The organism is Burkholderia anthinoferrum, assembly GCF_002925705.1.
In the GTDB taxonomy this organism is placed as follows: Bacteria; Pseudomonadota; Gammaproteobacteria; order Burkholderiales; family Burkholderiaceae; genus Burkholderia; species Burkholderia semiarida.
Genome location: NZ_LFZP01000027.1, coordinates 116,628 through 131,016, shown reverse-complemented (window position 1 = coordinate 131,016; position 14,389 = coordinate 116,628). Strand labels below are relative to the sequence as shown.

The window sequence follows — 14,389 nt, the reverse complement described above, 5'->3', positions numbered from 1 at the left end:
GGCGTCCCCTAGGGGATTCGAACCCCTGTACTCACCGTGAAAGGGTGATGTCCTAGGCCTCTAGACGAAGGGGACAACGTACTGCTTACATCCTTAACGAGAAAGCCCGTTCAAAAAACGCTTTTGAACGGGCTTCGTTCTGGCGGAGCGGACGGGGCTCGAACCCGCGACCCCCGGCGTGACAGGCCGGTATTCTAACCAACTGAACTACCGCTCCAGCTTTCTGCACTACCGCCTGCAGGATCTCGTCACGTTCCTGCGGGCGCTGCGACACTTCCATGAAACGCCGCTGAATCTGGCGTCCCCTAGGGGATTCGAACCCCTGTACTCACCGTGAAAGGGTGATGTCCTAGGCCTCTAGACGAAGGGGACAACGTACTGCTTACATCTTTAATACAAAAGCCCGCTCAAAAACGTCTTGAACGGGCTTCGTTCTGGCGGAGCGGACGGGACTCGAACCCGCGACCCCCGGCGTGACAGGCCGGTATTCTAACCGACTGAACTACCGCTCCAGTCTTGCTGCTTGCCTGGCAGGCGTCGGTTACCTCCTGCCGGCGCGTCGTTTGTTCGAACGACGCCGAAATCTGGCGTCCCCTAGGGGATTCGAACCCCTGTACTCACCGTGAAAGGGTGATGTCCTAGGCCTCTAGACGAAGGGGACAAAATCTTTTCAGATTTGTCTGACTTTCGCTATTTACTTTCAGTCAACAGCGAAGGCCGAAATTCTAACTGCTTTGAATTATTTTGTGAAGCATTTATTACTACCGCTGCTTCGCCAATCAATTCGGTTTGTTCTGATGGTGGAGGTAAGCGGGATCGAACCGCTGACCTCTTGCATGCCATGCAAGCGCTCTCCCAGCTGAGCTATACCCCCTTGCAGAACAGAAATGAGATTATATGGACCTACTTTGATCTTGTAAATACCCTTTTTGCGATTCGTGCGAAATTTTTTGCGAAGCTGCCGCGCGCTCACACGCAGACAGCTTCAATGACGCACGAACTCAGGCCAGCGCGGCCTCGATGCGCGACACCACGACGTCGCGCCCGAACAGCACGAGCACCGCGTCGATCGACGGCGTATGCGTCGTGCCCGCCACCAGCAGACGCACCGGCATCGCGAGCTGCGGCATCTTCAGCTTGTGCGCGGCGAGCGTCGCCTTCAGCGCGGCGGACACCGCCTCCTTCGTCCACTCGGCCGCCTTCAGCGCGGCGACGAGATCGGCCAGCGCCGGCCGTACCGCATCGGTCACGTGCTGCGCGAGCGCGTCCGCGTCGGGCGCCGGCACACGATAGAACATCGCCGCGCCTTCCGCGATCTCCTTGACCGTCGTCGCACGGTCCTTCATCAGGCCGACCACCGCATCGAGCGCCGGGCCCGTCGCGATCGCCGCGTCGTCGATGCCGAGCGCGTCGAGGAACGGCTTCGCGAGTTCCGCAAGGCGTGCGTTGTCCGCTTCCTTGATGTAGTGCGCGTTCAGCCAGCTCAGCTTGCTGTGGTCGTACTGCGCGGGCGACTTGCCGAGATGCTCGAGATCGAACCATTCGACGAACTGCTCGCGCGAGAAGATTTCCGCATCGCCGTGCGACCAGCCGAGACGCGCGAGATAGTTGACCACGGCTTCAGGCAGGAAGCCCGCATCGCGGTACGCCATCACGCTCATCGCGCCATGCCGCTTGCTCATCTTCTCGCCCTGCTCGTTCAGCACGGTCGGCAGGTGCGCATAGACGGGCGGCTCGCCGCCGAGCGCCTTCAGGATGTTGATCTGGCGCGGCGTGTTGTTCACGTGGTCGTCGCCACGGATCACGTGCGTGATGCCCATGTCCATGTCGTCCACCACCACGCAGAAGTTGTAGATCGGCGTGCCGTCCGGGCGCGCGATCACGAGGTCGTCGAGTTCCTCGTTCGAGATCTCGACACGCCCCTTCACCGCGTCGTCCCACACGACCGTACCCGTCAGCGGATTGCGAAAGCGCAGCACCGGCTTCACGCCGGCCGGCGGCTCCGGCAGCACCTTGCCGGGCTCCGGACGCCACGTACCGTCGTAGCGCGGCTTCAGGCCGGCCTCGCGCTGGCGTTCGCGCAGCGCGTCGAGTTCCTCGGCCGACATGTAGCACGGATACGCGAGGCCCTTCTCGAGCATCTGCGCGAGCACTTCGCGATAGCGGTCCATCCGCTGCATCTGGTAGATCGGACCTTCGTCAAAGTCCAGCCCGAGCCATTGCATCCCTTCGAGGATCGCATCGACCGCTTCCTGCGACGAGCGCTCGACGTCGGTATCCTCGATGCGCAGCACGAACGTGCCTTTCATCTTGCGGGCGAACGCCCACGGATAGAGTGCGGAGCGGATGTTGCCGAGGTGGATGAAGCCGGTGGGACTCGGCGCGAAGCGGGTACGGACAGGACGGGTCATAAACGGTAACTCGAACGCCTGGGGCGCATGAATGATTCGACGCGGGACGGTGGCGGCAGCCTGGACAGCAACGGAGCCGGCGACGCCCGGAACGGGAAAGAAGCCGGAATTATACTCGCGCCGGACATCGCGCCAAGCGCGCCGCTTGCTTTATGATGTGCGCGCCGCGGCCGCCAGCCGGCGCGGCGCCGGCCGCACGGAACCCGCCGCGCGGCCTCGGAAACCATCGCAGCCGCGGGCCGCATGACCCGCCGCGCCAAGCCGCCGGAGAACCATTCGATGTCGTCCCCTCGCCTGTCGCGCCGCCGCTTCACGATCGCGTGCGCGTCCGCCAGCCTCGCCGCCTGTACGTCCTTCGGCGACAAGTCCCGCCCCGGCACGGCATTGCCGCAGGAGAAGCCGGTGAAGATCGGCATCGCGCTCGGCGGCGGCGCCGCGCGCGGCTTCTCGCACATCGGCGTGCTGAAGGCGCTCGAGGCGCGCGGCATCCCGATCGAGATCGTCGCCGGAACGAGCGCGGGCTCGGTGGTCGGCGCGCTCTACGCGTCGGGCATGAACGCGCTGCAGATCAACAAGATCGCCCTCGACATGGACCAGGCGTCGATCAGCGACTGGGCGTTGCCGTTCCGCTCGCGCGGCCTGCTGCAAGGCGTGGCGCTGCAGAATTTCCTGAACAAGACGCTCAACAACCGGCCGATCGAGAAGATGGCGAAACCGCTCGGCATCGTCGCGACGGACCTGCAAAGCGGCCAGCCGATCCTGTTCCAGCAAGGCAACACGGGGCTCGCGGTGCGCGCGTCGTGCAGCGTGCCGTCGGTGTTCGAGCCGGTGAGGATCGGCAGCCGCGAATATGTGGACGGCGGCCTCGTGAGCCCGGTGCCCGCATCGTTCGCGCGCAAGATGGGCGCGAGCTTCGTGATCGCGGTCGACATCTCGGCCCGGCCCGACGGCGCGGCGACCAACAACCCGATCGAGATGCTGCTGCAGACCTTCACGATCATGGGCCAGACGATCAAGACCTACGAACTCGACAAGTACGCGGACGTCGTGATTCGCCCGAACCTCGCGGCGATGGGCGGCAGCGACTTCAACCAGCGCAACGCGGCGATCCTCGCGGGCGAGGAAGCAGTCGCGCGCATCATGCCGGAACTGCAGCGCAAGCTCGCGGCGGCACGTGGCGTGACTGCCGCCGCATAACACGGCGGGCGGGAGGCCGCGGCACGCGCGCCTGCCGGTGGCCGACGGAACGATTTCCGCCTCGTCCGTCGTCCGTGCCGGCCTCAAAACAAAAAACCCTGCCGCCTCCCGGCGACAGGGTTTTTTATTGTCCGGCCTGACCGACCGGCCAACGTCAGTTGCCGCCGTTCGCCGAATCGTCGCCGAGCGTCGCGCGCACGCGCTGACGCAGGTCTTCGGGCTTCATCGGGAATTCCGATTCGATCCGGCGCGCGCCGGTGAAACGCTTTTCCCAGTAGCCGCTGTCGAGATCGTCGACGCGGACGGTGCTGCCCGTCGACGGCGAATGCACGAACTTGTTGTCGCCGATGTAGATGCCGACGTGCGAGAACGTGCGGCGCATCGTGTTGAAGAACACGAGATCGCCCGGCTTCAGGTTGCTCATGCTCACCTTTTCGCCGACACGGCTCATTTCTTCCGCGCGACGCGGCAGCGACATGCCGAGCGTGTCCTGGAACACGTAGCGCACGAAACCGCTGCAGTCGAGGCCCGAATCCGGCGAGTTGCCGCCCCAGCGATACCGCACGCCGATCATGTTCAGCGCGCCGACCACCACGTCGCCTGCCTTGCCCGCCATGCCGGCAAGGAACGACTTCGCGCCGCCGCCGGACGGCTGCGCGCTGGTCTGCTGGAGGGAGGAACTCGACCCGATCTGAGTCGAATTGGTGACATTCTGGTTAAAACTGCTGACTTCGTCGGCGAACGCGCCGGGAGCTGCTGCGAACAGGGCGCCGATGAATAGCCCGGCGATGGTGCGCGCGCATGCCTGGGTCAGGGATCGATGCTGCATTGGTCGATGGAATGTGCTTAAAAATCAGCTGATTGGCGGAAAATTTCGGTCGATACTAGCCAGCGCGTAATCGTTTGTCAAAACAAATTAAAAAATACAATCGAGATGGTCAGACCATTGGACGCCTATCACGCTTTCCAGACCGCTTTCAACAGCTTTTGTGTGTAAGGATGTGACGGTCTCGTGAAGACGTCGGCCACCTCCCCCGACTCGACGACGGCGCCGTCCTGCATCACCGCGACGCGGTGCGCCATCGCGCCGATCACCTCCAGGTCGTGGCTGATGAAGACGTAGCCGAGGTTGTATTTCTGTTGCAAATTCGCGAGCAGCTTCAGCACCTGCTGCTGGATCGACACGTCGAGCGCCGAGGTCGGCTCGTCGAGGATCAGGATGCGCGGCTCCAGCACCAGCGCGCGCGCGATCGCGATCCGCTGGCGCTGGCCGCCCGAGAATTCGTGCGGATAACGGTGCAGCACCGTGCGGTCGAGGCCGACTTCGCGCAGCACCGCGAGCGATTTCGCGCGGCGCGCATCCGGCGTCATGTCCGGGCGGTGCAGCTCGAGCCCCTCGCCGACGATCCGCTCGATCGTGTGACGCGGCGAAAGCGAACTGAACGGATCCTGAAAGACCACCTGCATGTTCGAGCGCAGCGCGGTCTGCTCGCGGCCGCGATAGGTCGACAGCGCGCGTCCCTGGAATTCGATCTCGCCGCCGGCCGTCTTCTGCAGCCCGAGCAGCGCCATCGCGAGCGTCGACTTCCCCGATCCCGATTCGCCGACGATCCCGAGCGTTTCGCCCTGCCGCACCGACACCGACACGTCGGCCACGGCCGTCACCGGCACCGTGCCGAACCAACCCGCGAAGCCCGGCCGCTTGCGCGCGAACTGCACGCTCACGTGGCGCGCGTCGAGCACGACGGGCGCGATCGGCATCACCGGCGTGACCGCCCGCTGCGGCCGGCTGTTCAGCAGCCGCTGCGTATACGGATGCTCGGGCGCCGCGAAGATCCGCTCGACGGGCCCGCTCTCGACCAGCCGGCCGTGCTCCATCACCGCGACGCGCTGCGCGAAGTGCCGCACGAGATTCAGGTCGTGCGTGATCAGCAGGATCGCCATCCCGCGCTTTTCCGCTTCCTCGCGCTGCAGTTCCAGCAGCAGATCGACGATCTGCGCGCGGATCGTCACGTCGAGCGCGGTGGTCGGCTCGTCGGCGAGCAGCAGGCGCGGCCGGCACGCGAGCGCCATCGCGATCATCGCGCGCTGCCGCTGGCCGCCCGACAACTGGTGCGGGTAGCTGTCGACGCGCTTGTCCGGCTCCGCGATGCCGGTGCGCGCGAGCAGCGCGATCGCCCGCTTGCGCGCCTCCACGGCCGATACGCCGTCGTGCAGCACGATCGTCTCGCCGATCTGCACGCCGATCGTGTACAGCGGATTGAGCGCCGTCATCGGCTCCTGGAAGATCATCGCGATGTCCGAGCCGCGCAGCCCGCGCATCTCGCGCTCGCTCCTGGCCGCCAGATCCTGCCCCGCGAAGCGGATCGCGCCCGTGACCTCGGCGTCGCGCAGCAACCGCAGGATCGACAGCGCGGTCACGCTCTTGCCGGACCCCGACTCGCCGACGAGCGCGACGCGCTCGCCGCGCCCGATCGCGAGCGTCACGTCGTCGACCGCGACCGTGTCGCCGAAACGGACGTGCAGACGCTCGAGCGACAGCAGCGGCTCGTGTTGCGTCGATACGGTCGACTCGCTCATCGCTGCCCTCCCGCCGCGCGCACCGAATCGGCGATCCGCGTGTCGAGCGCGTTGCGCAGCGCATCGCCCATGAAGGTCAGCAGCAGCAGCGTCGCGACCAGCACGCCGAACGTCGACAGCGAGATCCACCACGCATCGAGATTGCCCTTGCCCTGCGCGAGCAGCTCGCCCAGGCTCGGCGTCGGCGGCGGTACGCCGAGGCCGAGGAAATCGAGGCTGGTGAGCGCGAGGATCGAGCCGCTCATCCGGAACGGCAGGAACGTGATCACCGGCGTCAGACTGTTCGGCAGCACGTGGCGCCAGATGATCTGCCAGTTCGTCAGCCCCATCGCGCGGGCCGCGCGCACGTAGTCCTGCGTGCGGTTGCGCAGGAATTCCGCGCGCACGTAGTCGGCGAGCCCGATCCAGCCGAACAGCGACAGCAGCACGATCAGCAGCAGGAAGCTCGGCTCGAAGATCGACGCGAAGATGATCAGCAGGTACAGCTCCGGCAGCGAGCTCCAGATCTCGATCAGCCGCTGCCCGACGATGTCGATGCGCCCGCCGAAGAAGCCCTGCACCGCGCCCGCGGCGATCCCGAGCAGCGTGCCGATCGCGGTCAGGATCAACCCGAACTCGACCGACACGCGGAACCCGTACACGAGCCGCGCGAGCAGGTCGCGGCCCTGCGCATCGGTGCCGAGCCAGTTCTCGCGCGACGGCGGCGCCGGATTCGGCACGTTCGAGAAGTAGTTCAGCGTGTCGTAGTAATAGCGGTTCGGCGGATAGACGACGAAGTTGCCGGGCGCCTCGAGCCGCTTGCGCACGTACGGATCGAGATAGTCGGCCGGCGTCGGGAAATCGCCGCCGAAGGTCGTCTCCGGGTACGCATGGAACATCGGGAAATAGGTCTGGCCGTCGTAGCGCACGACGAGCGGCTTGTCGTTCGACCACAGCGGCGCCGCAAGGCTCGCGGCAAAGGCCACGACGAAGATCACGAAGCTCCAGTAGCCGAGGCGCTGCTGCCTGAAGCGCTGCCACACGCGGCGCGCGGGCGACGGCGACACGCGCGCGCGCGCGGCATCGATGCGGGGGGATGCGACGGCCCGGTTCATCGCGCGCCTCGCCCGATGACGCCGGGCATGCGAACGGCTCGTTTCATGTCAGCGCTCCAGGTTGTCGAATTGAATGCGCGGATCGACCCACACATAGCAAAGATCGGAGATCAGCTTGGTCGCGAGCCCGATCAGCGTGAACAGGTACAGCGTGCCGAGCACGACCGGGTAATCGCGCCGCACGACCGACTCGTACGACAGCAGGCCCAGGCCGTCGAGCGAGAACAGCGTCTCGATCAGCAGGCTGCCGGTGAAGAACGCGCCGATGAACGCGGCCGGAAAGCCGACGATCAGCGGCAGCATCGCATTGCGGAACACGTGCTTCCACAGCACGCTGCGCTCGGAGAGCCCCTTCGCGCGCGCGGTCAGCACGTATTGCCGGCGGATCTGGTCGAGGAACGCGTTCTTCGTGAGCATCGTGACGACCGCGAAACTGCCGACGACCGACGCGGTGATCGGCAGCGCGATGTGCCACAGGTAGTCGAGCACCTTGCCGGCGAGCGACAGCTGCGCGAAGTTGTCCGACGTGAGGCCGCGCAGCGGAAAGAGCTGCCAGAACGAGCCGCCGCCGAACAGCACGAGCAGCAGCACGCCGAGCACGAAGCCCGGAATCGCGTACCCGACGAGCACGACGAGGCTCGTCGCGACGTCGAACGGCGAACCGTTGCGCACGGCCTTCGCGATGCCGAGCGGCACCGAGATCAGGTACGTGAGGAAGAACGTCCACAGCCCGATGCTGATCGACACGGGCAGCTTCTGCACGACCAACGCCCACACGCTCTGGTGGCGGAAGTAGCTGTCGCCCAGATCGAAGCGCGCGAAGCGCTTCAGCATCAGCCAGTAGCGTTCGAGCGGCGGCTTGTCGAAGCCGTACAGCGCCTTCAGTTGCGCGAGCTGCTGCGCGTCGACGCCGGTGTGCGCACGCATCCCGAACGGCGTCGCGCCCTGCTCCGTCGCGCCCTTGCGCAACTCCTGCACGGCCTGCTCGACCGGGCCGCCCGGCACGAACTGGATCACCGCGAACGTGAGCGTCAGCACGCCGACGAGCGTCGGGATCATCAGCAGCAGGCGTTTGAGGATGTAGCTCCACATAGGGCGTCGACTCGTGATCGGGTGGTGGGTTGGACGAAGGGCCGGCGCGGGTCAGTGATCGGGCTTCGCCCACCAGGTCGACACGACCCAGCCCTCGGCCGAATAGTACAGCGGCAGCGTCTGCGGATAGGCGAGCGTGCGCTTGTACGCGATGCGGTGCGTCGTGCTGTACCACTGCGGGACCGCGTAGTAGCCGTGCATCAGCACGCGGTCGAGCGCGTGCGTCGCGTCGAGCAGCTCCTCGCGCGTCTGCGCGGCGCCGAGCGCGTGCAGCAGCGCGTCGACGGCCGGCGATTTCAGCCCGATGAAGTTGTCGGAACCCGGCTCGTCGGCGAACTTGCTCGCGTAACGCGAGTACTGCTCGGCGCCCGGCACCTGCACGCCCGGCAGGCGGATCGTCGTCATGTCGTAGTCGAACGCATCGAGGCGCTTTTGCAGCAGCGCGTAATCGGCCGTGCGAAACCGCACGTCGATGCCGAGCTTCGCCAGGTTGCGCTGGTAGGCCGTCACGATGCCCTCCATCGCGCCGCCCGCGTCGTCGAGGATCTCGAACGCGAACGGCTCGCCCTTCGCATTGCGCAGCGCACCGTCGCGATAGGTCCAGCCGGCCTGCGCGAGCAGCGCACGCGCCTTCAGCAGGTTCGCGCGCAGCGAGCCCGGCGGGTTCGTGTCCGGCTGCGTGACCATCGGGCCGAACACGGCCGGATCGAGCTGCGCGCGCAGCGGCTCCAGCAGCTTCAGCTCGCCTTCGCCAGGCGTACCGGTCGCCTGCAGGTCGGTATCGGCGAAATAACTGTTGAGGCGCGTGTACGCGCTGTAGAACAGCTGGCGGTTCAGCCATTCGAAGTCGAACGCGAGGTCGAGCGCCTGGCGCACGCGCACATCGCGGAACAGCGGCCGGCGCAGGTTCATGAAGAAGCCCTGCATGCCGGCGCCGTTATGCTGGCGGAATTCGCGCTTGATCAGTTCGCCGCTGTCGAAGCGCTTGCCGACGTCGCGCCGCGCCCAGTTGCGCGCGATGTACTCGACGAGCACGTCGTATTCGCCAGCCTTGAACGCCTCGAGCCGCGCGACGCCGTCGCCGTACAGCTTGTAGACGATCCGCTCGAAGTTGTGGGTGCCGACCCGCACCGGCAGGTCGGCGCCCCAGTACGCGGGGTTGCGCCGGTAGGTGATCGTGCGGCCGTTGTCGTAATGGTCGATCACGTACGGGCCGCTGCCGATCGGCTGCTCGAACGCGAGCTGGTCGAACGGGATGCGCGAGCCGTCCGCGCGCAATCCCCACTTGCGCGAGAACACCGGCACGCCGCCGGCGATCAGCGGGAGCTCGCGATTCGCGCTGCGGAACTCGAAACGCACGGTCGCCGGATCGACGACCACGGCTTTCGCGATCTCCGCGAAATACGCGCCGAACTGCGGCGCGGCCTGCTTGCTCTTCAGCGTATCGAACGAAAACTTGACGTCGTCGGCGCTCACGCGATCGCCGTTCGAGAAGCGTGCGCGCGGATTCAGGTGGAACGTGACCGAACGGCGGTCCGGCGCGACGTCGATGTCGTCGGCCAACAGCCCGTATGCGGACGCCGGTTCGTCGGAGCTGCCCGTCGTGAGGCTCTCGAACAGCATGTCGATGCCGGGCGCGGCGTTGCCGCGCATCGTGAACGGATTGAACTTGTCGAACGACGTCAGCCGGTTCGGGTTCGCCAGCACCAGCGTGCCGCCCTTCGGCGCGTCGGGATTCACGTAGTCGAAATGCTTGAAGCCCGGCGGATACTTCGGCTCGCCGTACTGCGCAATCGCATAGGCCGCGTGCGCGGCCGGCGCGGCGAGCGCCGCGTGCAGCGCCAGCACCGCGGCCACGCGGCCGGCAGCCCGCAGCACGCCGAAGCGGGCGCGCGTGGCGGCGGCCCGGGGCGAACCCTTCGTCATAGAGGCCCTGTCGTCGAATGAGGGTAGTAACGTGGAGCGATTCTACCCATTCATCCGTCGAGCCAAAAGAAAACCGCCGACGCGGGCGGTCTTCTTCGCGAGCAGTTGTCGCGCACGCGGCACGCATGCGCGAGCCGCCCGTCAGCGCCAGCCGTTGTGGCGGCCGTGATCCCAGTGACCGCGATCGCCCCAGCCGCGACCATGGTGGCGATACCATTCGTCGCGGCCCCAGTAGCGGCGGCCGTCCCAGTAGCGGTCGCCGTGCCAGCCGATCACGATTGCCGGCGCCGGCCCGTACACGGGCGCCGGCGCATAGACCGGCGCCGGCTGGTAGACGACCGGCGGCGGAGGCGGCGGCGCATACACGGGCGCGGGCGCGACGTAGACCGGTGCCGGCACGCCGACGTTGATCCCGACATTGACTCCCGCCATTGCTGCGCCCGACACGAGCAAGGCCGTCATACCGGTCAGGAGCGAGGCAACACGCAAAGTCTTCATGGATTCCTCTTCTGGTTGTGTCATGTGTGATTCGACTATAGCGGCAAGCGCCGCGGCCGCATATTTCAAGTTTGTAAGAACTGATGCGCGGCATCGCAACGGGAAGCCCGCGCTAACGTCTTGTAACAATCGGCGCCCGCCCCCGTCCCCCGCTCTTTCCTCCCTTGAACATCCTTCATCCCGCGTCGCGCCCGGCGTCAAGCGGCCCCACGCCCTGCGGGCGGGCCGGACCGGCCCGTCAAACCCCTTCTTGCCGAGCGCCGATATCCGTCCCCCCCGTATCGAACCGGAAACCGAATCTCGCAACCGTTTCGATCCGGGCGGAGAACGCGTGTGCAACCAGCTTGCGCCGCAACCGCACGACCAGCGCATTGACCGTCTCGGGTTCGATGTCGGCATCGTCCCACGCATAACGCAGCACGGCGTCGCGGCCGACCGGCCGCCCCGCTTCACGCAGCAGGCATTCGACCACGCGAAATTCCCGCGCGGTGAGCGCGAGCCGCCGGCCATGCTCCTCGAGCGCGCGCGTGGCCGTATCGAGTCGAACCGATTCACGCGTGGCGACGACGCCCGCGCGGCGCCACAGCGCGCGCAACCGCTCGTGCAGTTCGACGAACGAACAGGGATGGGCAAGACATACGTCGCAGCCGGCCTTCAGCATTTGCGCGCGCCGGACGGGCGTGGCGCCGGCGACGATCGCGGCAATCGTCGCGCCGCCGGCCGACGCGGCGAGCCGCGGTAATCCTTCGAGGATCGCCGGGCGCGCGGCGGCATCGGTCGCGACGATCACGATCGCGTCGAACCGGCCCTGCGTCGCCGCAAAACAGCCATCGCGCCATTCGTCGACGCGCTCGACGCCGTGCATGCTTTCCCGAAACGCCTTGTCGAGCCGCGACGCGCCCGGGTTCGGCGGCGCAATCAGCAGGATGCGCATCGATCGGGTTCCTGCGCCGTCACGCGAGCGAGCGCGGCCAGCATTCGACCGTGATCGCCGCACCGGCCGGCCGCGCATCGCCGATTCGCAGCGCGAAATCGTGCACGCGCATCACCGCCGACACGACGCTCAACCCGAGCCCGGAGCCGTTCACATGACGCGTGCGTTCGCCGCGATAGAAGCGTTCGAGCACTGCATTGCGCTCGGCGGGCGGGATACCGGGCCCGGTGTCCTCGAACCGGACGAGCGGACCGTGCGGCGTCGCCTGGAGCACGACGCGCACACGGCCGCCCGGCGGCGTGAACTTGATCGCGTTGTCCGCGAGATTGCTGAACGCCTCGAACAACAACGCGCGGTCGCCATGGATGCCGTCGACCGCGGCCGCCTCGAGCGCGAACGACACGTCGACGGCCTCGGCCAGCGGTTCGTAAAGCTCGCACACATCGCGCAGCAAGGTCGCGACGTCGACCGCCGCAAAACCGCCGCGCCGGCTCAGCGTGCCGATCTCGGAGATGCGCAGCATCGCGCGAAAACGTTCGAGCAGCCGGTCGGTCTCGTCGCGCGCCGACGCCAGCAGCGCCGCCGACGCGGGATCGTGTGCGCAGAACGGCTGGCCCGAGAGCCGCGCCAGCATCGTATGCACGCGTGCGAGCGGCGTGCGCAGGTCGTGCGCGATCCCGTCGCAGGTATGCCGCACCTCGCCCATCAACCGCTCGACTTCGTCGAGCATGTGGTTCACGAGATGCGCGAGCAGATCGAGTTCGTCGTAGCCGCCCACCGGCAGCCGCTTGCCGAGATCGCCTTCGGCGATCTGCCGCGTGACGCGCCGGATCGCGGCGACGCGGCGCATCTGCCGCATGCCGAGCATGCTGCCGCCCGCGACGCCCGCGATCAGGATCATCACGCCGCCGATCACGAGCCCGCGAATCGCGACGTCGCGGATCTGGATGAAATGCGACAGGTCGCGCGCGACCACCAGCGTCATCCCGTTGTCGCGGCGCACGGCCATCGCGCGCGCGATCGGCGACGATTGGCCGTCGAGCAGCACGAGTGTGTGGTCCAGCGTACGGCCGTGGCGATCGGTGCGTAGCGCGGGCGGTGTCGTGATGTCGCCCGCCACGCGGCGCCCGCTCGCATCGAACAGCCCGTAGAAATTCGTGTGCATGTGCTCGTGCTCGAGCCGCCGATGGATTGCGAGCGGCAGCTCGGCATCGGGAATCGAATCGAAATAGATCAGTTGCCACGCGAGCACCTCGTCGGTGTCGCGCGTCATCGTGTGGGTCGCGGCCACGCTGATCACGCCCGCGAGCAGCAGCAGCGACACCGAGAAGATCGCCGCGTACGCGCACAGCCAGCGAAACGTCGTCGTATGCCAGCGGCGCGTGAAGTTCGCCGCGCGGGCTGCGTCCATCCGTGCCTCCGTCAAGCGAGCATGTAGCCCGATCCGCGTACCGTCTGGATCATCGGGTTCGCGCCGGGCGGATCGATCTTCTTGCGCAGCCGGCCCATGTGGACGTCGATCAGGTTGGTGCCGGGATCGAAGTGATAGCCCCACACGGCCTCGAACAGCATCGTGCGCGTGATCGTCTGGCCTGCGTTGCGCATCATGAATTCGAGTACGCGGAACTCGGTCGGCAGCAGCGCGATCTCGTCGGCGCCGCGGCGCGCGCGGCGCGAAATGAGGTCGAGCTCGAGCGCGCCGACCTTCAGCAGCGTCTGCTGCGGCACGCCCGATGCCTGCCGGCGGCGCAGCAGCACTTCGATGCGCGCGCTCAGTTCGCCGGAATCGAACGGCTTCGTCAGATAATCGTCGCCGCCCGCGCGCAGCCCGCGAATGCGCTCGTCGACGTCGCCGAGCGCGCTCAGCATCAGCACCGGCGTGTCGATGCCGACCGTGCGCATCGCGGTCACGATCGCGAGACCGTCCGCGCCCGGCAGCATCCTGTCGAGCGTGATCGCGTCGTACGATGCGCTCATCGCGCGCATCATCCCTTCGCGGCCGTTGTCGATCCAGTCGACCGCGAAGCCGCGTGCGGTCAGTTCGCCGACGATTTCGTTCGCGGTCACCGCATCGTCCTCGACCGTCAGTACTCGCATGGTTGCCCTCGCAATGAACTTCGAGACGGGCGCATACCACGCGCCCGCCACTATCGTAAGCGCCGCGATCGCCGTGCGGCGCAAGATGAAAATAGCTTCATCCGGCATCGCGGCAAGCGTGCGTGAAAAATGTTTCATCCGTCCGTCGCCTGCCCCGCGACCGCGGCCGTCTACGCTGACATCGTGCGGCAACGGGCCGCGAAACCAGGAGCTACCGGATGAAACTGTCGACCACCCTCGCCTGCATGCTGCTCGCATGCGCCAGCACCGCCGCGTTCGCGGGGCCCCACCTCACCCCGCAGCAATGCAACGCGTACCCGTTCGTGCACACGGGCAGCGGCGTCACGCGCGCGGACCTCGTGCGCGAGCTGACCGAACTCGAGCAGGTCGGCTACGAGCCGGCGCACGCCAGCCCGTATTACCCCGACGATCTCGCCGATGCGAAGCATCGGCTCGCCGCCGAATACCGCGCCGACTGCACGCACGCGCTGACGGCCGACGCGGGCGCGCACCACTGACCGCACGGCCGGCGCAACGCAGCCGGAAAGCAAAAAGGCGGC

12 protein-coding genes and 6 tRNA genes are annotated in these 14,389 nt (G+C 66.8%); 2 read left to right on the top strand and 16 right to left on the bottom strand.

Annotation, left to right across the window (positions count from 1 at the left end):
• Nucleotides 1–2 precede the first annotated feature (2 nt).
• The 7 genes from C5F75_RS07755 to gltX form a co-directional block, all read right to left on the bottom strand.
• Nucleotides 3–75 (bottom strand) — tRNA-Glu (locus tag C5F75_RS07755).
• 65 nt (nt 76–140) lie between these two features.
• Nucleotides 141–217, bottom strand: a tRNA-Asp gene (locus C5F75_RS07750).
• A gap of 79 nt (nt 218–296) precedes the next feature.
• Nucleotides 297–372 (bottom strand) — tRNA-Glu (locus C5F75_RS07745).
• A gap of 63 nt (nt 373–435) precedes the next feature.
• Nucleotides 436–512 (bottom strand) — tRNA-Asp (locus C5F75_RS07740).
• Between the two features lie 73 nt (nt 513–585).
• Nucleotides 586–661 (bottom strand) — tRNA-Glu (locus tag C5F75_RS07735).
• A 137-nt stretch (nt 662–798) separates the two neighbouring features.
• Nucleotides 799–874 (bottom strand) — tRNA-Ala (locus C5F75_RS07730).
• A 127-nt stretch (nt 875–1,001) separates the two neighbouring features.
• Entirely contained in the window at nt 1,002–2,411 is a 1,410-nt protein-coding gene (gene gltX, locus C5F75_RS07725; protein ID WP_059573668.1) for a glutamate--tRNA ligase, read from the bottom strand.
• Nucleotides 2,412–2,690: 279 nt separating this feature from the next.
• Between gltX and C5F75_RS07720 the strand changes: the two genes are divergently transcribed.
• Nucleotides 2,691–3,608 carry a patatin-like phospholipase family protein gene (locus tag C5F75_RS07720; protein WP_059573727.1) on the top strand — a complete coding sequence of 306 codons (918 nt, stop codon included), beginning with the start codon at nt 2,691–2,693 and terminating at the stop codon, nt 3,606–3,608.
• Between the two features lie 154 nt (nt 3,609–3,762).
• Here the strand turns inward: C5F75_RS07720 and C5F75_RS07715 are convergent, their stop codons facing one another.
• The 9 genes from C5F75_RS07715 to C5F75_RS07675 all read right to left on the bottom strand — a co-directional run bounded on the left by C5F75_RS07715 (nt 3,763) and on the right by C5F75_RS07675 (nt 13,829).
• A complete protein-coding gene (locus C5F75_RS07715) occupies nt 3,763–4,437 on the bottom strand; it encodes a C40 family peptidase (RefSeq protein WP_059573667.1) in 675 nt (224 codons plus the stop codon).
• 128 nt (nt 4,438–4,565) lie between these two features.
• Nucleotides 4,566–6,188, bottom strand: a complete 1,623-nt coding sequence (locus tag C5F75_RS07710; RefSeq protein WP_059573666.1) for an ABC transporter ATP-binding protein — start codon at nt 6,186–6,188, stop codon at nt 4,566–4,568.
• Nucleotides 6,185–7,282 carry an ABC transporter permease gene (locus tag C5F75_RS07705; protein ID WP_059573665.1) on the bottom strand — a complete coding sequence of 366 codons (1,098 nt, stop codon included), beginning with the start codon at nt 7,280–7,282 and terminating at the stop codon, nt 6,185–6,187. The genes C5F75_RS07710 and C5F75_RS07705 overlap by 4 nt, the downstream gene beginning before the upstream one ends.
• A gap of 48 nt (nt 7,283–7,330) precedes the next feature.
• Entirely contained in the window at nt 7,331–8,374 is a 1,044-nt protein-coding gene (locus C5F75_RS07700; RefSeq protein WP_059573664.1) for a microcin C ABC transporter permease YejB, read from the bottom strand.
• 51 nt (nt 8,375–8,425) lie between these two features.
• The gene (locus tag C5F75_RS07695) at nt 8,426–10,300 is read right to left on the bottom strand and encodes an extracellular solute-binding protein (RefSeq protein ID WP_059573663.1); all 1,875 of its coding nucleotides are present in this window, start codon (nt 10,298–10,300) and stop codon (nt 8,426–8,428) included.
• Between the two features lie 141 nt (nt 10,301–10,441).
• A complete protein-coding gene (locus C5F75_RS07690) occupies nt 10,442–10,798 on the bottom strand; it encodes a hypothetical protein (RefSeq protein WP_060310064.1) in 357 nt (118 codons plus the stop codon).
• Nucleotides 10,799–11,036: 238 nt separating this feature from the next.
• A complete protein-coding gene (locus C5F75_RS07685) occupies nt 11,037–11,732 on the bottom strand; it encodes a response regulator transcription factor (protein WP_059573661.1) in 696 nt (231 codons plus the stop codon).
• Between the two features lie 19 nt (nt 11,733–11,751).
• Nucleotides 11,752–13,143: a sensor histidine kinase gene (locus tag C5F75_RS07680; RefSeq protein WP_059573660.1), complete on the bottom strand. Its 1,392-nt coding sequence runs from the start codon at nt 13,141–13,143 to the stop codon at nt 11,752–11,754.
• 11 nt (nt 13,144–13,154) lie between these two features.
• The gene (locus tag C5F75_RS07675) at nt 13,155–13,829 is read right to left on the bottom strand and encodes a response regulator transcription factor (RefSeq protein WP_059573726.1); all 675 of its coding nucleotides are present in this window, start codon (nt 13,827–13,829) and stop codon (nt 13,155–13,157) included.
• A gap of 218 nt (nt 13,830–14,047) precedes the next feature.
• Here C5F75_RS07675 and C5F75_RS07670 point away from each other — a divergent pair, with 218 nt between their 5' ends.
• Nucleotides 14,048–14,347, top strand: a complete 300-nt coding sequence (locus C5F75_RS07670) for a DUF4148 domain-containing protein (protein ID WP_059573659.1) — start codon at nt 14,048–14,050, stop codon at nt 14,345–14,347.
• The last annotated feature ends 42 nt before the right edge of the window (nt 14,348–14,389 follow it).